We start from the raw sequence: 15,750 nt of genomic DNA on the forward strand, positions 1-15,750 counted from the left end.
CACATACCTTTTGATTACATTTGTAAATACATCAATTTGAAATACAATTTACAATGGTAAACATAGATGATTTCATAAAAAGATTGGAGATTATACTTGAGTATTATAATCTAAATGCCTCTTCATTTGCAGATAAAATTGGTGTACAGCGTTCCAGCATGTCACATCTGCTTTCTGGAAGAAACAAGCCGAGCTTGGATTTTATCCTTAAAATTATTGATATTTTTCCTGATGTGGATTTGTATTGGATACTAAATGGCACTGGAGTTTTTCCAAAAAATTCTGAAATAATCGAAAATCTAAATCAAAATATTACAGTTTCAAGTTTAGACACTCCTACTCCAATTGATTTATTTTCTCAAATTCAGGTTCCATTAGAATCAAATATCGCTCTTCCAAAATCTAAACAGATTGAAGCTTCTGCCGAAAATGAAAAAAATGATGAAATAGAAAAAATTGTTTTTTTTTATAAAAATGGAAGTTTCAAAATCTATTCACCGAATCAATTTGAATCTTGAATTCATTCAGAGAAAATCACGAGTTATTCTAACACAGATTTATAAGTTTTAATTTTCAATCTTTGAAATCAAATTAGGTTTTTCTAAAAAAATAAATTTAGATTTAGAAAAATAAATCTGTAACTCGAGCGATAACAAAATAGGCGAAGCAATCTGCTTTTTTTGAATATAAAATCTAAAATTACAATTTATGAGAATTGAATATTTCGAGCAAAGACTCAGAAAAAATATTTTACACGATTCTCAGCGAGTTTAATTTTAAGTGACTTTATATCCGTTTTCGGGGATTTTCCCTTTGGCATCAACAAAATGTTTATTCAAAATAATTAAATCTGATTCAATATCGCCTGTTGGATAAAATGCTTTACCAAAATTCACTACTTTCTTTTCAAAATTTATCGATACAGGAATGATGGGTACGTTTGCTTTTAAGGCTATGTAATAAAAACCGGTTTTGAGCTGATCTACTTTTTTTCGCGTTCCTTCTGGAGAGAGTCCCAATCTGAATGTTTCTTTAGAATTAAATATACTGACAATAGATTCTACTTTGTTCAGTCCTCCTGTTCTATCTAGAGGAGCACCTCCCAAAGATTTAAAAAAAAATCCAAATGGAAAACGAAATAATTCTTTTTTTCCAACCCAATTGATATCCATGCCTACTGCACCTCTGCAAATAATGGCCACATAAAAATCATGCCAGCTTGTATGCGGCAATACCATCAACACACTTTTTTTAATTTGTTCATCGAAGCTACCTTCTATTTTCCAGCCCATTAGATTTTCGAAAATCCATTTATAGATTTGTCTCTTCATTTGTTATCAATTTTGCACAAATTAAATAATTAATATCTTATTTTTGATAAAAACCAAAAATTAATGCTTCGCAAATTATTAAGTTATATTATACCCATTAAAATTTATAAAACTAATTCTGCACTAAGTAAAACTATTGAAGTTACATGGGCCAATGGCGAGTTAGTACTGGATTCAGAAAACACTAATTATTCTTATGGCAGTCTGCAGCGCATCTTAAGGAAAGGATTAAAACATTTTGGTTTTAAGAAAATCGCAAAAATGAATAATATTTTGGTACTTGGAGTTGCAGGTGGCAGCGTGATTAAAACATTGGTAGATGAAATTCATTTTGAAGGTCAAATCACCGGCGTTGATATTGATCCGGATATTATTAAAATTGCAAATGAATATTTTAAATTAGACGAAATAAAAAATTTAAATATCATAATTGATGATGCTTTTGAATTTGTATTGAAAACAAAAGACCGTTATGATTTGATTATTGTTGACATTTTTCAGGATACGAAAATGCCAAATTTTCTATTTGAAAAATTCTTTATTAATAGAATTTGCTTTTTGCTAAAAACTAAAGGAATCATTCTTTTTAACACAATGTGTCTGACTCCTGGAGATAATGTAAGAAATCATAATTTTATTAAAGACTTCAATGATGAGGGGTATAAAATACAGTCAATCCCGAGAGTTGAACTCCATAATGAATTGATTATTATTGAAAAACTGAATTGAAAAATGCTTCTTTAATCTAAATCAAAGAAGCATTTTTCGAGCTTTTTCTAAATCTTCAGGAGTATCAATTCCGATACCAACATGTGTGGTTTCTACCATTTTGATGCGCTTTCCAAATTCCAGATAACGCAATTGCTCCAGTTTTTCGGAGGCTTCTAATGATTTCATGGGTAAACTATAAAAATCCAATAACGCCTGTTTTCTAAAAGCATAAATTCCGATGTGCTGCATATAACGAACACCAACATTTTTTTCTCTTGGATACGGAATCACAGAACGGGAAAAATACAATGCAAATCCGTTTTGATCAACGACAACTTTAACATTATTTGGATTATTGATTTCATCTTCATTTTTTATCTCTCTCATCAAGGAAGCCAGATCAACTTGTTTTGAAGCATCATTTTTAAAAATTTCAATGACTTTTGCCAAAGGCTCAGCATCAATAAACGGTTCATCTCCTTGTACATTGATAACAATATCAACATCTAGATTTTCAACCGCTTCGGCAATGCGGTCACTCCCCGATTCGTGTTCTTTGATGCTTCGAATAGCTTTTCCGCCGTTTGAAACAATTTCATCATAAATTAATTCTGAATCGGTAACCACAAAAACATCATCAAATAATTGAGTATTTATGGCTGCTTCATAGGTTCTTAAAATAACCGTTTTACCTCCTAAATTCTGCATCAGTTTTGCAGGAAATCTTGTGGATGCGTAACGGGCTGGAATGACTGCTATTATTTTCATTATTATATTTTTTATTTACAGAAATCTGTATTTTAATTCAATAAATCAATTCCTTTATTAAAAATAAATTTCACACTTTCTTTTATTATTAACTTACTACTTTCAGATAAAAATTCTTTTATAAAAACAGGACCTTGCTTTGAAATTTTTGCCCAAACAAATGATAATTTTTTAATTACCCATTTTTTTGGTCTTTTCGTTAAGTTTTCTCTTAACTCAATTACCTCATTTAGGATTTCTTCTAATTCAACTTTATTAGTAGCAGTTAAATGTCTTTCTATATTAATTTCTATGTTTTCTAAATGCTCATCAAGTAATAAAATTTGCTTAATATTAAATGGTTTTATTCCAGCATCTTCATCTATAATTTCAAATTCGGAATAATATTCTGAGGCGAATGCTTCAATTATTGGATCGTCAAAAATTGAATTTACCTTTTCATAACCTTCAAGTATATCTAACCATTTTTTAAACTCGTTTCCAATTTGATCAGCAAGTACAGATCCTCTATTTACACTTTTTGTAAAATCATTTGCAGGTTTACGATTTACTAGCAAGGTAAACTTAGGGTAGGTGGTAAAACTTTCTATTAAAAAATAAAAATCTGAATTTTTATCTTTATCGATTATTTTAATTATATACTCATCTTGAAGAATTATTTCAAACAAAGAAGAATTTTCTTTTAGTAAAGGCTCTAATGCTTTTAAAATTTGTAATGGAATTTTTTTCTTCATAATTTTCTAAAATATTTTTTCTGCTTTTGTATTACTTTAACAAATATAAACTTTTCACACAAAACCAATCTACCTAATCTTCACCGAAGTCATACTCAAAGAACCTGCAACTAATTTGTCATTAAACAAACTTAATTCCTCTGATTTTCCTTTTAATCCCAAAGTATAAATCAAGGGCAAATAATGATCTGGCGTTGGAATCGCTAGTTGGAAAGCTTTGCTCTGTTTTTCAAAATCTATAAGCGGTTGAAAATTGCCGTCTAGTAAATAATCATTTATAACAGTTCTTGCCTCTATTGCCCAATCGAAACCATAATTATCTTTGTCAAAATTATGAAAATCGACCAATCTCAAATTATGGACAATATTTCCGCTGCCAACAATCAAGATTCCTTTGGTTCGTAATGCACTTAGTTTTTGTGCCAATTCAAAATGGTATTGACCTGATTTCGTGTAATCGATACTCATCTGAATTACAGGAATATCAGCATCGGGATATAAATGTTTAATTACACTCCAAGCTCCGTGATCCAAACCCCAATGGTGGTCTAATTCAACAGCCGTTGGCGATAATAATTCTTGTGTTGCGGTGGCTAATTCGGGACTTCCTTTTGCAGGATACTGCACTTGGAATAATTCCTGCGGAAAACCTCCAAAATCATGAATTGTTCTTGGCAGTTCCATCGCGGTAACTTTGGTTCCGCTGGTAAACCAATGTGCCGAAATACATAAAATAGCATTTGGTTTGGGTAATGTTTTGGCCAAATTTCGAAAACCTGTTACAAACTGATTTTCTTCAATAGCATTCATTGGGCTTCCGTGTCCCAAGAATAAGACAGGCATTTTTTCGGTATTCGAAAAAGTACTTGAAATAGTATGTAAATCGTTTAATGTGTTCATTTTCTTTGTTTTTTTTACCGCAGATTCGCAGATTTTTTATAAATCTATAGCTACTATGTATTATTCATTAAGATCTGCGAATCTGCGGTTAAATTTTTAATCATTCCACAAAACTTTCATCTTTAAATCCTATCAAATATAACTTATTTTTGGCACGTGTCATAGCGGTGTACAGCCATCGGATATAATCTCTATCAATACCATTTGGCAAATACGGTTGTTCTATAAAGACAGTATTCCACTGTCCTCCCTGAGATTTATGGCAAGTAATAGCATACGAGAATTTAACCTGCAGTGCGTTGAAATATTCGTTCTCCTTTACTTTTTGGAACTTTTTATATTTAGTGGTTTCGCTCTCATAATCTTTCATCACTTCTTGATACAAACGATTTGATTCTTCGAAAGTTAAAGACGGTGATTCACTTTTTATGGTATCCATCAGAAGAACAGTTTCAAAAGGTTTCTGATTTGGATAATCGATCATTCGGATTTTTACTTTTGCAAATTTAAAACCGTACAATTCTTTTATGCCAAACATTTCCAAAATTTCGATAATATCACCATTGGCAATAAAACCAGCTTCATCCGAATCTTTAAGCCAAAAATAATTATTCTTTACCACCATCAGGAAATCGCCTGTTGATAATTCACTTTCTTTGTCGAGGATTTTTGTTCGAATTTGCTCATTGTATTGATTCGCTCTTTTATTGGAACGAACAATAAAAGCAGTGTCTTCAATACTAAAATTACTGTAAGCCGAGTGAATTGCATCCTGAATGTCGTAACCGTCAACCAAACGGACAATGTCTTTGAATTTTCGAACATTAAATTTGAATTCGGCTATAAAAGTATCTTTCAATAATTCCCTCAATTCGGTTGCATTGTGCAAAATACCTGAATTTTCTTCCTGACGCATTACTTCGTCAAGCTCAATATATTCGACTTCTTTGTTGTAATTTATGCTAAGCGTATGAATGTCCAAAGCCGGGCTTATATCCAAATTTACCGGCGGTAACTGAGCCGTATCACCCAACAGAATCATTTTGCAATTGGTTCCCGAATATACATACGAAATCAAATCATCGAGCAAAGAACCATTTTCATACAATTTGGAATCCGAATTAGTGTCCGAAATCATAGAAGCTTCATCGACTATGAAAATCGTATTTTTATGCTTGTTTTGCTGTAAAGTAAACGAAACGCCTCCACCGGAATTCTTCTTCGGAAAATAGATTTTTTTATGAATTGTAAAAGCTGGTTTGTTCGAATAATTGGCAATTACTTTGGCGGCGCGCCCTGTTGGAGCCAGCAAAACATACTTTTTGTTAATCTCTAATAAACTGTTTACAATGGTCGAAATAACAGTGGTTTTTCCGGTTCCTGCATATCCTTTCAGCACAAAAATGGTCTCATTATGAGTGTCGGTCAAAAAAATAGCTATTTTTTGAAAAAATATATCCTGATTGTATGTTGGCTGAAAAGGAAATTTTCTCTGTAAATGGCTGTAAAATAAGGAGGAATTCATTGGGAATATTTAGATTGCAAAGTAAGGCAATTTCAATGGCAATATCAAAAATCAATGTCAATAACAATTACAATATCAATTGCAAAATTCAATTTTATATTTACTTCCTTTTTTTCTATTGCTATTGCAATTGATTTTTGATATTGCCATTGCCTTTTAAATTCGTAAGTTTGCATTGTCGCAAAAAAATACTATGAACATCAATATAACTGATAAAAAATACAAAAAACTTTCCATTCAGGTTTCACTGACGGGGCTGTCTTTTTGTTGTTTTGACACGCTTCATAACAGGATTGTATCACTGAATGAAATTTATTTTGACACTTTTCATAAATCAACGAAGATTGAAGAATTGTTTTCGAGTGCATTTAGAAATTACCCGGAACTGAATGACCGTTACGATGAAATTCAGGTGATTCATAATAACAATCTTTCGACATTTGTACCCACTGCCCTATTTGACGAAAATTTTCTGGGCAGTTATTTACAGTACAACACCAAGGTTTTTGAAACCGATTTTTTTGCATTTGATGAAATTACGAATTATCAAATGAATACGGTTTATATTCCGTATGTGAATATCAATAACTTTTTTATAGACCAATTTGGTTCTTTTGATTACAGACACGCCAACAGTATATTGGTTTCAAAGCTTTTGGATGCATCCAAAAATAATGATAATAAGAAAATGATCGTACATTTTAATCCTGGTCATTTTGAAATTATTGTAATTCAGAATCAAAAACTGCTTTTATTCAATTCATTCGAATATAAAACTCCCGAGGATTTTATTTACTACCTGCTTTTTACGGCCGAACAGTTAAATATGAATCCAGAAAGTTTTAAACTTGAATTATTAGGAGCCATTTCGGAGGAAGATGATTTTTATAAAATTGCTTTCAAATACATTCGAAATGTGTCCTTTCTTGATGTTGCCGATTTACAAAAAAACAACAGCTTTTCAGAAAGACAAAATCTGCAGCATTTTATACTTTTTAACTCATGAGAATCATATCAGGAAAATACAAAGGAAGACGCATTTTTCCACCAAAAGGGCTCCCCGTTCGGCCTACAACCGACATGAGTAAAGAAGCATTATTCAATGTCTTAAACAATCATTTTAGTTTTGAAGGCCTAAAAATATTGGATTTATTCTCTGGAACCGGTAATATCAGTTTTGAGTTTGCTTCACGCGGAAGTACGCCAATTACCTCAGTTGACGGCGATTTTGGCTGTATAAAATTCATCAAACAAGTGGCATCGGAATATGATTTTAATATAGCGGCCACTAAAAGTGATGTTTTCTCTTTTTTGGAAAAAAGCAAAACAACTTATGATATTATTTTTGCAGATCCTCCTTATGGCTTAGACCAAAAAATTTTTGAGAAAATTGTATTATTAATTTTCGAAAAAGGATTACTGAATGAAGATGGTATGATGGTTATTGAGCATTCGAAATACACCAAACTGGATCACATGATTAATTTTTCTTTTCAAAAAAGTTACGGCGGTTCAATTTTTAGTTTCTTCGAATTGAATAAAGGAAATGAAGAAGAAGTAGATGATGAATCGAGTCGAAAAGACACGGAAGAAGATGAAGGTTAGTATACTACCAAACGATTTTATATAAAATAAAGCCCTTGCTATTGCAGGGGCTCTGGTATTTTAGTAGGTCTTGGTTTTTTAGCCTTTTTAAAAGAAAAATAATAGTTACAGCCTGCTCCAAGTACATTATTTGTATTAATTCTACTAGCTCCACTATGACTTAATTGATTCAAAGCCTTACCCATATCAACATTTTGATAATAGATATTCAAACATAAAGAATCCGTATTATCATTAGAAACACTAATATCAAGACCAACACCAATCCCTAATGAATGTTGCCAATCGGTAATTGTTTCTTTGGTGGTAGTCTTTACATCGTTAGTGTTTAATGAAGTATATTTGCCAACAGCAGTAACTTTAGAAAATGAATATTTCGGCAAAATCACTAGATAGGTATCATTCTGTCCGTTATTATTGATACAAATTTTTGGAGAAAAACTAATATTATAAGCAGAAGCCGACCTCCAAAAAGAATTTGTTATACTGCCTAAATCATTACGTTGCACTGCTTCTTCAATAGTTCCAAATAGAATATTGAGATCTATTTCGGGTTTGATATAATTTTTAACCTTAAATTCAGCACCACAACTAACACCTGCAAAAAAAGATCCTTTAAAATCACTGTGCAAATAACCAGATATTCCTCCAAAGCCCCTAACGTTTTGTGCATTACCATTTAAAGAAATAGTAAGCAGTAAAAATAGAAATATTTTTTTCATTACTTACTATTTACCTATTAACCAACCTAATGTGAAATTTACCACTGGAACTATTTCACTGTTATTTTTGTCAATGTTATAACCAACTCCCCCATTTAGATTTAGATTGAAATTATGCTTATAAGTTCTCTGAAATCCCCAAACAGGAGCAATTGTAAATGAAGCAACCGTTGGCGAAACTGATTTGTTGGAGTTAATAGATTCAAAATTATAAATTGCATTCAAACCAAAAAAATTACCTGAATTACCGAATATTCTTTTTCCATTAGCAGTTCTTTTTTCTAAGTTATAATAATGACGAAACTGCTCATTAACAGTTGGATAATAAGACCAAGTTGAGCCACTAAAACCGCTTTTACTATAGCCTAGACCAAAACTAAATTCAGAATATAGCGTGTTTTTATTGCTAAAGCCGTGCTCGTACACTACACCGGGTAATATTAAATTTATCTTGAATTGATTTTTTTCGACAGATGGAATATCTTGTGCAATAATTTTCATTAAAGGTGTGAAAAATAAAAAAAGAACAAACGAATGCAGTAATTTCATGAAAGCTAGTACTAATAATTAATTTGAATTCAAATGTAATACAATTATTATATTTGAAAAGTATTTGTAGTCATTTAGTATTTTTTTTTTGACATAAATGAGCAATATGAACTTTTATATAATCCTATTGGAATTATCATCAATGTTTTTTTTCTTTAAACTCAGTCGATTTTATTTTACCAAATGAACATTTAACAGGTATTGAAAATTCGTGTGCATCAACCAAGTATCTGGTTGTTGAACTAATAACCTGAGTTCGATTATTCAATAATTTGTTATTTATTGGATATCCTGCAAGGTTTTTTCAACCTTGTAGGTATGAATACTAATGATAAGATACCTACAAGGTCAAAAAAAAGACCTTGCAGGAACATTAACTGATATAATTTATTTGTAAGCAAGTTTTATGCTGTATTAATCGAACTCAGGTTAATATTGTTTATCGTAAAACTTTCTTCATAAATCGTATTTCTAAAAATATAATTATAACTTAAGGTATAATTCTTTTATACCCATAAAAATCAAATGATAAAAAGAGAACAAATTTTGAAGACAATTTGGGGTAATGATGATTTTTTTTAGGAAGAAGTATGGATGTCTATATCAGTAAAATTCGGAAGTATTTCAAAAATGATTCTCGAATAAGCATTGAAAGTGTTCAGAATATTGGATTGGAATTTAAAATAGATAACTAAATTAGTTTTATTTCGACAATTTGTTTAATATCATTTGATAAACTGGAGTTGAAACACCATACTTTATTCCTTCTTTGACAACAAATTCGGTTAGCGAAACTACTTCTGTTTTATGATTGGCTAAAAAATCCCGATGCATAGAAGAAGTAACACCTTGAGGTGATTTTTCTAATTTTATAATAGTCTCTTCAACAATATTGTCTGTAATTTTTAACCCTTTTGCAGAAGCGACCAAAGTAATTTCATTAAGTAAGGAAACATAAACTTGTTTACTCTCAGAATTTGATAAAATTTGACCAATATTTTGATTCAAATAAGAGGTAACTGATGCTAAAGTCGAAATAAAAATGAATTTTTCCCAAACAGTCTCTTCAATATTCACAACATGATAACTTTCGATTTTGGCTCTTTCGAAAATAGATTGAAGTGCTGTTACTTTAGAATCAGAAATTGATCTAGATCCAAAAAACAGTTTTTCATAAGGTCCTATTTTTTTGACAATTCCTGGTGAAACAATCATTGAAACGATATAAACACAACCTTGTAAAACGATATTTTGTGGAAATAATTTATAAATTCGCTCTGTAGCATCAACTCCGTTATAAAGTGGAAGAATAACCGTATTTGGTGTGATACATTTTCTATAGGATTCAAAACTAGTTTCAATATCATAGGTTTTTGTAGCACATATCAGGTAATCGAGTGTTCCTATTAATTCAGGATCGTCAGAAACTAAATTTGGGAAAACAATAGTTTCTCCATCATCGGATAGAATTTTCAAACCTGATTCGGAAATGTTTTTTTGAGTTTCTCCACGAGCAATAAAGATAATTTTTACGGTACTTGATTTAAAATAGGCTTGCGCCAATAATGCTCCAAAATAACCACCTACTCCACCTAAACCTAAAATTCCTATTCTTGTTTTCATTATTTTATATATTAGTTATCAAGGTCCCTTTTGGGTTTTTCGTAGTTGTAATAACAATTAATCCCAAAATTAAGGCACAATTCGTTCCATTTCCCATCACAAACAAAAAAAGGGAGTGTTATTTTAAAAAGCAAAAGGGACTGAGATGAAGATATAAAAAGAAAAATTTCTCGTATTTTTTTAATAAAATAGTAAAAAAAATGAAAAATTTTAAAAAAAAAGCAGACCTATAAGCCGGATTCTGTTCTCGTTATTGCTAACGATACCTTATCATTTATCTAGATCCAGCATTACTGCTGGACTCAAGCTATCTACCCTTCAGCAACGGACGAGAAGCCCTTAAATGCTGATATACTTGATATTTCACCGCATAGAGTTTACCTGGTTTCACTACAGCATTACCTGTACATACTTTCTGTTGCACTTGTCCTAATCTCGTCCGTAAAGACGAGACCGACGGGTGTTACCCGCTATGCTTCTCTATGGTGTCCGGACTTTCCTCCCTCCCGTCCATAAAGACGAGACGACGATAAGGCGGTCTGCATTGCAAATCTACAACATTAATCAAGGTTTATCAAGATTAGGTTTTTTACTTTAACAAGTAATTTGCAACTTGCTACAAATAAAATAGTTATCTTTATTTGTGAATTTTAATTTTGTCAATTATGAAACCAACCTATCATTATACGACCGTTTTGGAAGCTTTAGAGGATTTAAAAGAAAAAGGGTTTGATCATGATTTTAATCTTCATACAGAAGCTATTAAGGCAAATCCGAATGACTACGCAGTGCATCATGTTTATCGCTATGAAGGAGACTCGGATCCAGATGAAGAATCTGTTGTTTATGGCATAATTTCCATTTCAGGAAAAAAAGGAGTTTTTGTGTCTGGTTTTTCGGCAAATTCAGATTATGAAGCGTCACAAATTTTAGAAAAGTTATACATAGAAAGTAACAAGCAATAATTCTATTGTTACTTATAATTCAGGTGAACTTTAAAATAATTCGGTTCAATGTCCTTGTCAGATATAATAATGCAACGGATTCATCAAGAAGGTTCAATATCGTTTCGGGATTTTATGGAGATGGCTTTGTATTATCCTGACTTGGGATATTACGCTTCTTTTCCAAGTAAAATTGGGGCTGATGGAGATTTTTATACTAGCGTTTATCTTTCGGATGCTTTTGGAGCGATGATAGCCCGCCAAATAGAAGAAATGTGGCAAAATTTAGATCGAAACCCTATAAAAATTATTGAATATGGAGCAGGAACAGGTTTATTGTGCCATGATATTTTGGATTATTTAAAAGATAATAATCCTAATCTATATGATGTTTTATCCTATTGCATTATCGAAAAAAGTCCCAGTATGCAAGAAAGAGAAAAAATGCTTTTGAGGGAAAAAGTGACATGGTACGACTCCATTAAAGAAATTCCGCAAATAAATGGCTGTATTTTGTCCAATGAATTGGTTGATAATTTTTCGGTGCACCAAGTGGTTATGGAAGAGCAGTTAATGGAGGTTTTTGTTGATTATTCAGGTGGTTTCATCGAAGTTTTGAAGCCTGCAAATAAGGAACTCATTGATTATTTTGCCAATTTGAATGTAGAATTGCCAAAGGGATTCCGTACAGAAATAAATCTGGAAGCTCGATTCTGGATTGAAGAAATCGCAAAATCCCTGAATAAAGGTTATGTAATCACCATTGACTACGGAGACATTTCCCCGGAATTATATGATAAACATAGAAGTTCCGGCACGCTATTGTGTTATTACAAACACCACAAAAACGACAATCCGTACCAATTTATAGGAGAACAAGATATTACGACTCACGTAAATTTTTCGGATTTAATAAATTGGGGAAATATAAATGGTCTCAATTGCAGTGGAATGACAAATCAAGCTTCATTCCTATTGTCTCTTGGGTTTAAAGAATATCAAAACAAAAGATTAATGAATGTCAAGGGAAATGCATCAATAGCCATGTCAGAATCAAACATAAACTATAGGCTTTTAATGGATATGGGATTTAAATTTAAAGTATTAATTCAAGAGAAGAATGTTCCAAAATATCCACTTTCGGGCCTAAAGACAGTTTAGTTTATGTATTTTCTTCCAAATTATTGTGATTGTCTCCACCAATGCTGTAATGGCTGTTTTCCTCATCTTCGTTTCCTGTGCTTTCGAATTCATCATCGATCTCCGAACCTGGTATGTCCAAATCGCCACCGGACATATCTTCATCAAATTCCTTTTGGTTTAGCTCACTGATTTTGTTGATTTCGACGAGAGCTTTCTTTTTCGAAATGTCTTCAGGGTCGATGTCACTTTCTTTATGGAATTTTCTATAAATATCTTCTTCCGAAGGATACAAAAGAGAATCCGGTAATTTGTTTTTGCCTTCCTTTTTGTGTTCTACACCATTTGTTCTTAACAATTTTTCTATCTCTTTCATGATATCTCCATTTTACTGATTTTCAATGTACTAATTTACGCTTTTTAGCTAAATATAGAAATCAATCTGTTTGTTTTTTTAGCTGACTTCCCATTTAATAAGATAGAAATAGCTAACTTTAAACTACTTTTTTGAGATAAAATAAAAATTTTACTATGGAAAAAGGTAATTTCATCAAAATTGAAGCGATCCAAATAGCCGAAGCTTTTAATATAAAAAAATTAAGGGCTGAATTTGGTGTTGAACCCCACTCGAGTTCACCGTCGGAAATATTTTACACGCTGACGAATAAAAAAAGATATCTCTATATATTTGACTATGGTGTGGTTGTATTTGCAAATTTTACAGCACCTAAGAAAAATGAATTCATTGATTTTGTAAAAAATTATACTTCTACAATTGTTGATTTGGAATTACTTGAAGAATACAGAATAGAAATTGACGAAAACATCGCAAAAGTGATTATCAAAAATGATTATGTTACTGTGCCTTATGTGGATCCTTCTGTTTTGAAAATCGTAATGTTGAATATCGCACAATCTGTTGCTTTGGATTATTATGAGGCGCTGACAGATGATCTTATCACTTCTTCCAAAAAATACATACAGGAATTGGAACATCGAGGAAAACTGAGCATTTCAAAGAAAAATCTGCTCAAATACATCGGAAAAGTATTGAACGTTAAGAACAGTATTGTTGACAATCTCTATATTCTCGATGACCCGAATTTAGTTTGGGACAATGAAGAGCTCCATTTGCTAAACCGACACCTAAAAGCAAATTTTGATATTAATCCACGTTTTAAGGATCTTGATTATAGATTGGATATCGTAGAGGATAATCTTAGGCTTTTTACCGACGTACTGAATGTTCGCGAAAGTTCCCGATTAGAATGGATTGTGATTATATTGATCTTTTTGGAGATTATGATTGCATTGCTTTTCCATTAATCACTCTTCAGCCAACCTGTAATGCTCATTCTAGTACTTTGGGTAACCAGAACTTCATGAACAAGCTCATCGCTTTTAAAAAAAACCGTTTTGCCTTGAGTAGGGTTTATTTTTTGATTGTTATCCAATTGATGAATCAGAAGTTCTCCTCCATCACTCTCTTGCCACTCACTGTTTAAATAGCTAATCATGGAATATTTTCGGCTCGGGTTATTCTTGAATTGGTCAAGATGTTTCACATAGAAATCACCTTTTTCGTAAAGGGAATAATGGAATTCATAACCTGTAATTCCGGCGTAACAACTTTCATTTAAATAGAGAATAAAAGCTTCTATTTGCACAAAAAACTCATTCTCAAAATCATTATTGTTCTTTTTGTCCAACCAATAAATGGAATCGCTTCGGATGGCACCATCGTATGATAACTTCTCTGAATTGCCAATACCTGCTGTGGCTAATTGGCTGTTTTTATTTAATGCAGATAAATTCTGCTTCAAGTTATTAGCCAAAGTTTCACTTAAAAAATGTTCCGATATACCTACTTTATTTTCAATATAAGTTGCAATCAAAGCTTCAAAACTATTTTCCATATCCAATTTTGATGGACTGAAAATAGCGCCAACGGGGCAAGGTAGACTATTAAAAACAGGAACGGTCACAAAATAAAATAAATAAAAATTTTCTGATTGATATGGGACGTATATTTTGAATGTTCGCCAACTCTAAAATCTTATGACTTTGTGTTTTTTTTTGAAAGTTTTTGAAAAGCGTGAAACATGTCAAAAGTGTTTAGAATTTTTTCGTGATGTTTTTAGAATTAGAAAAGTTTCTAGAGTTAAAAAAACTATACAATTACATTTTTATATATAAGCAATGATACTGAATCTTTAAGGGTTTCACGGTAAAAGTCGGGAGACTTTTATATGATTTACAATTTTAAAAAACATTTAAATAAAAGCGCAAAGTCATGATACTTTACGGGGCGGGGCGTTTTGGTTTTGAGGCACCTCATTATCAAGAAACCATTTCAAATCTAAAAAGCTATATTTTAGAGCGTTGTCGTGATAACAAAATTTGGCTTGAAATCATTCCGAGGAACTATAAAAACGCATTCCACAAAAAATTGTTTTTTCTTCTATTGTTCTCCTCTTTATCATCACCATAATCGAACCATTCTTTCGTTTTTTCTTCAATTTCTTTCTTTAGACCCAATAAATCATAGGTTTTTTTAGCTGTGATGGGTTTTAATTCGGAGGCTTTAGTCATCGACAAATCTACTTTGGTGGCTACAAATGAGGTGTATAATCTAGGAATTGAAAGCCCCAAAATCAAACCTGACAATCCGTGAATAGAACAAGGACCTCCAGAAATGGTGATCTCATCGGTATAAAAAGCAAATACATAAACGTCGTCCATTATTTTGCCTACTGCTTTTCGGCAATTATAACCTGCTATTTCTCTGTTTTCGTTAGTGATTTTCCATTCAATATTTTGGATGCTGTCGGCTATCACAAAATTAGTACCTACTATTTGTTTTTGCATCATCATTTTTTTGGCTCCAAAATCAAAATACCAAGTGTTTTCTTCATCTTGATCTTTGTAGTATTTAGGAATTTTTGTTTTTGAACTCCATCGATCAAATTTGAAGATGCTTTTGTTGTCTGCAAAAGTATAGGTGTAATACGATATTTTTAGGTCAGAAAGGTTGTCTTTCATCATCTCATCCCAACTATCATTGCTCATTGTTTTTTTCAAATTCGTATTTACTTCATATTCAACTACCGCTTTTTCTATAAATTGCTGTGCTATTGCTGTAGTTGTAAAAATTAGTGTTGTAAGAATAAAAAGTATTGATTTCATATGTTGCTATTT

18 protein-coding genes and 1 other RNA gene are annotated in these 15,750 nt (G+C 31.7%); 7 read left to right on the forward strand and 12 right to left on the reverse strand.

Going from position 1 to position 15,750, the window contains the following annotated elements; translation table 11 throughout:
- The first annotated feature begins 53 nt into the window (after positions 1-53).
- The gene (locus CLU83_RS06015; RefSeq protein WP_100430775.1) at positions 54-518 is read left to right on the forward strand and encodes a helix-turn-helix transcriptional regulator; all 465 of its coding nucleotides are present in this window, start codon (positions 54-56) and stop codon (positions 516-518) included.
- Between the two features lie 258 nt (positions 519-776).
- On the opposite strand, the gene CLU83_RS06020 is transcribed toward CLU83_RS06015, so the two are convergent.
- Entirely contained in the window at positions 777-1,331 is a 555-nt protein-coding gene (locus tag CLU83_RS06020) for a 1-acyl-sn-glycerol-3-phosphate acyltransferase (protein WP_100430776.1), read from the reverse strand.
- A gap of 63 nt (positions 1,332-1,394) precedes the next feature.
- Here CLU83_RS06020 and CLU83_RS06025 point away from each other — a divergent pair, with 63 nt between their 5' ends.
- Complete coding sequence (locus CLU83_RS06025) at positions 1,395-2,060, forward strand: spermidine synthase (protein ID WP_100430777.1); 666 nt, start codon at positions 1,395-1,397, stop codon at positions 2,058-2,060.
- A 21-nt stretch (positions 2,061-2,081) separates the two neighbouring features.
- Here the strand turns inward: CLU83_RS06025 and kdsB are convergent, their stop codons facing one another.
- The 4 genes from kdsB to CLU83_RS06045 all read right to left on the reverse strand — a co-directional run bounded on the left by kdsB (position 2,082) and on the right by CLU83_RS06045 (position 5,969).
- Positions 2,082-2,810, reverse strand: coding sequence for a 3-deoxy-manno-octulosonate cytidylyltransferase (gene kdsB, locus CLU83_RS06030; protein ID WP_100430778.1), 729 nt, complete (start codon positions 2,808-2,810; stop codon positions 2,082-2,084).
- A 32-nt stretch (positions 2,811-2,842) separates the two neighbouring features.
- On the reverse strand, positions 2,843-3,544 hold the full coding sequence (locus CLU83_RS06035; protein WP_100430779.1) for a hypothetical protein: 702 nt from the start codon (positions 3,542-3,544) through the stop codon (positions 2,843-2,845).
- A 69-nt stretch (positions 3,545-3,613) separates the two neighbouring features.
- Positions 3,614-4,444 carry a 4,5-DOPA dioxygenase extradiol gene (gene ygiD / locus CLU83_RS06040; RefSeq protein ID WP_100430780.1) on the reverse strand — a complete coding sequence of 277 codons (831 nt, stop codon included), beginning with the start codon at positions 4,442-4,444 and terminating at the stop codon, positions 3,614-3,616.
- Positions 4,445-4,544: 100 nt separating this feature from the next.
- Positions 4,545-5,969 carry an ATP-dependent RecD-like DNA helicase gene (locus CLU83_RS06045; RefSeq protein ID WP_100430781.1) on the reverse strand — a complete coding sequence of 475 codons (1,425 nt, stop codon included), beginning with the start codon at positions 5,967-5,969 and terminating at the stop codon, positions 4,545-4,547.
- 193 nt (positions 5,970-6,162) lie between these two features.
- Between CLU83_RS06045 and CLU83_RS06050 the strand changes: the two genes are divergently transcribed.
- Both CLU83_RS06050 and CLU83_RS06055 read left to right on the forward strand, forming a co-directional pair.
- Positions 6,163-6,975: a DUF3822 family protein gene (locus CLU83_RS06050; RefSeq protein ID WP_100430782.1), complete on the forward strand. Its 813-nt coding sequence runs from the start codon at positions 6,163-6,165 to the stop codon at positions 6,973-6,975.
- On the forward strand, positions 6,972-7,574 hold the full coding sequence (locus CLU83_RS06055; RefSeq protein WP_100430783.1) for an RsmD family RNA methyltransferase: 603 nt from the start codon (positions 6,972-6,974) through the stop codon (positions 7,572-7,574). The genes CLU83_RS06050 and CLU83_RS06055 overlap by 4 nt, the downstream gene beginning before the upstream one ends.
- A gap of 38 nt (positions 7,575-7,612) precedes the next feature.
- Here the strand turns inward: CLU83_RS06055 and CLU83_RS06060 are convergent, their stop codons facing one another.
- The 4 genes from CLU83_RS06060 to rnpB form a co-directional block, all read right to left on the reverse strand.
- Positions 7,613-8,296 (reverse strand): hypothetical protein, encoded by a 684-nt coding sequence (locus tag CLU83_RS06060; protein ID WP_100430784.1) that lies wholly within the window; start codon positions 8,294-8,296, stop codon positions 7,613-7,615.
- A gap of 6 nt (positions 8,297-8,302) precedes the next feature.
- A complete protein-coding gene (locus CLU83_RS06065) occupies positions 8,303-8,797 on the reverse strand; it encodes a hypothetical protein (RefSeq protein ID WP_232726991.1) in 495 nt (164 codons plus the stop codon).
- 750 nt (positions 8,798-9,547) lie between these two features.
- Complete coding sequence (locus CLU83_RS06070) at positions 9,548-10,468, reverse strand: ketopantoate reductase family protein (protein WP_100430786.1); 921 nt, start codon at positions 10,466-10,468, stop codon at positions 9,548-9,550.
- 214 nt (positions 10,469-10,682) lie between these two features.
- An RNA gene (gene rnpB / locus CLU83_RS06075) (RNase P RNA component class A) lies at positions 10,683-11,014 on the reverse strand.
- A gap of 119 nt (positions 11,015-11,133) precedes the next feature.
- Between rnpB and CLU83_RS06080 the strand changes: the two genes are divergently transcribed.
- Both CLU83_RS06080 and CLU83_RS06085 read left to right on the forward strand, forming a co-directional pair.
- Positions 11,134-11,433, forward strand: a complete 300-nt coding sequence (locus CLU83_RS06080) for a hypothetical protein (protein WP_100430787.1) — start codon at positions 11,134-11,136, stop codon at positions 11,431-11,433.
- Positions 11,434-11,481: 48 nt separating this feature from the next.
- Positions 11,482-12,573 carry a class I SAM-dependent methyltransferase gene (locus CLU83_RS06085; RefSeq protein WP_100430788.1) on the forward strand — a complete coding sequence of 364 codons (1,092 nt, stop codon included), beginning with the start codon at positions 11,482-11,484 and terminating at the stop codon, positions 12,571-12,573.
- A 1-nt stretch (position 12,574) separates the two neighbouring features.
- On the opposite strand, the gene CLU83_RS06090 is transcribed toward CLU83_RS06085, so the two are convergent.
- Positions 12,575-12,928: a hypothetical protein gene (locus CLU83_RS06090; RefSeq protein WP_100430789.1), complete on the reverse strand. Its 354-nt coding sequence runs from the start codon at positions 12,926-12,928 to the stop codon at positions 12,575-12,577.
- 155 nt (positions 12,929-13,083) lie between these two features.
- Between CLU83_RS06090 and CLU83_RS06095 the strand changes: the two genes are divergently transcribed.
- On the forward strand, positions 13,084-13,878 hold the full coding sequence (locus tag CLU83_RS06095; protein WP_100430790.1) for an RMD1 family protein: 795 nt from the start codon (positions 13,084-13,086) through the stop codon (positions 13,876-13,878).
- On the opposite strand, the gene CLU83_RS06100 is transcribed toward CLU83_RS06095, so the two are convergent.
- Together CLU83_RS06100 and CLU83_RS06110 are read right to left on the reverse strand one after the other, a co-directional pair.
- A complete protein-coding gene (locus CLU83_RS06100; protein WP_100430791.1) occupies positions 13,875-14,468 on the reverse strand; it encodes a 2OG-Fe(II) oxygenase family protein in 594 nt (197 codons plus the stop codon). The two genes, CLU83_RS06095 and CLU83_RS06100, sit on opposite strands and share 4 nt — an antisense overlap.
- Positions 14,469-14,976: 508 nt before the next feature.
- Complete coding sequence (locus tag CLU83_RS06110; protein ID WP_100430793.1) at positions 14,977-15,738, reverse strand: GLPGLI family protein; 762 nt, start codon at positions 15,736-15,738, stop codon at positions 14,977-14,979.
- Between the last annotated feature and the right edge of the window lie 12 nt (positions 15,739-15,750).

It is taken from the genome of Flavobacterium sp. 1, assembly GCF_002797935.1.
Taxonomy (GTDB): domain Bacteria; phylum Bacteroidota; class Bacteroidia; order Flavobacteriales; family Flavobacteriaceae; genus Flavobacterium.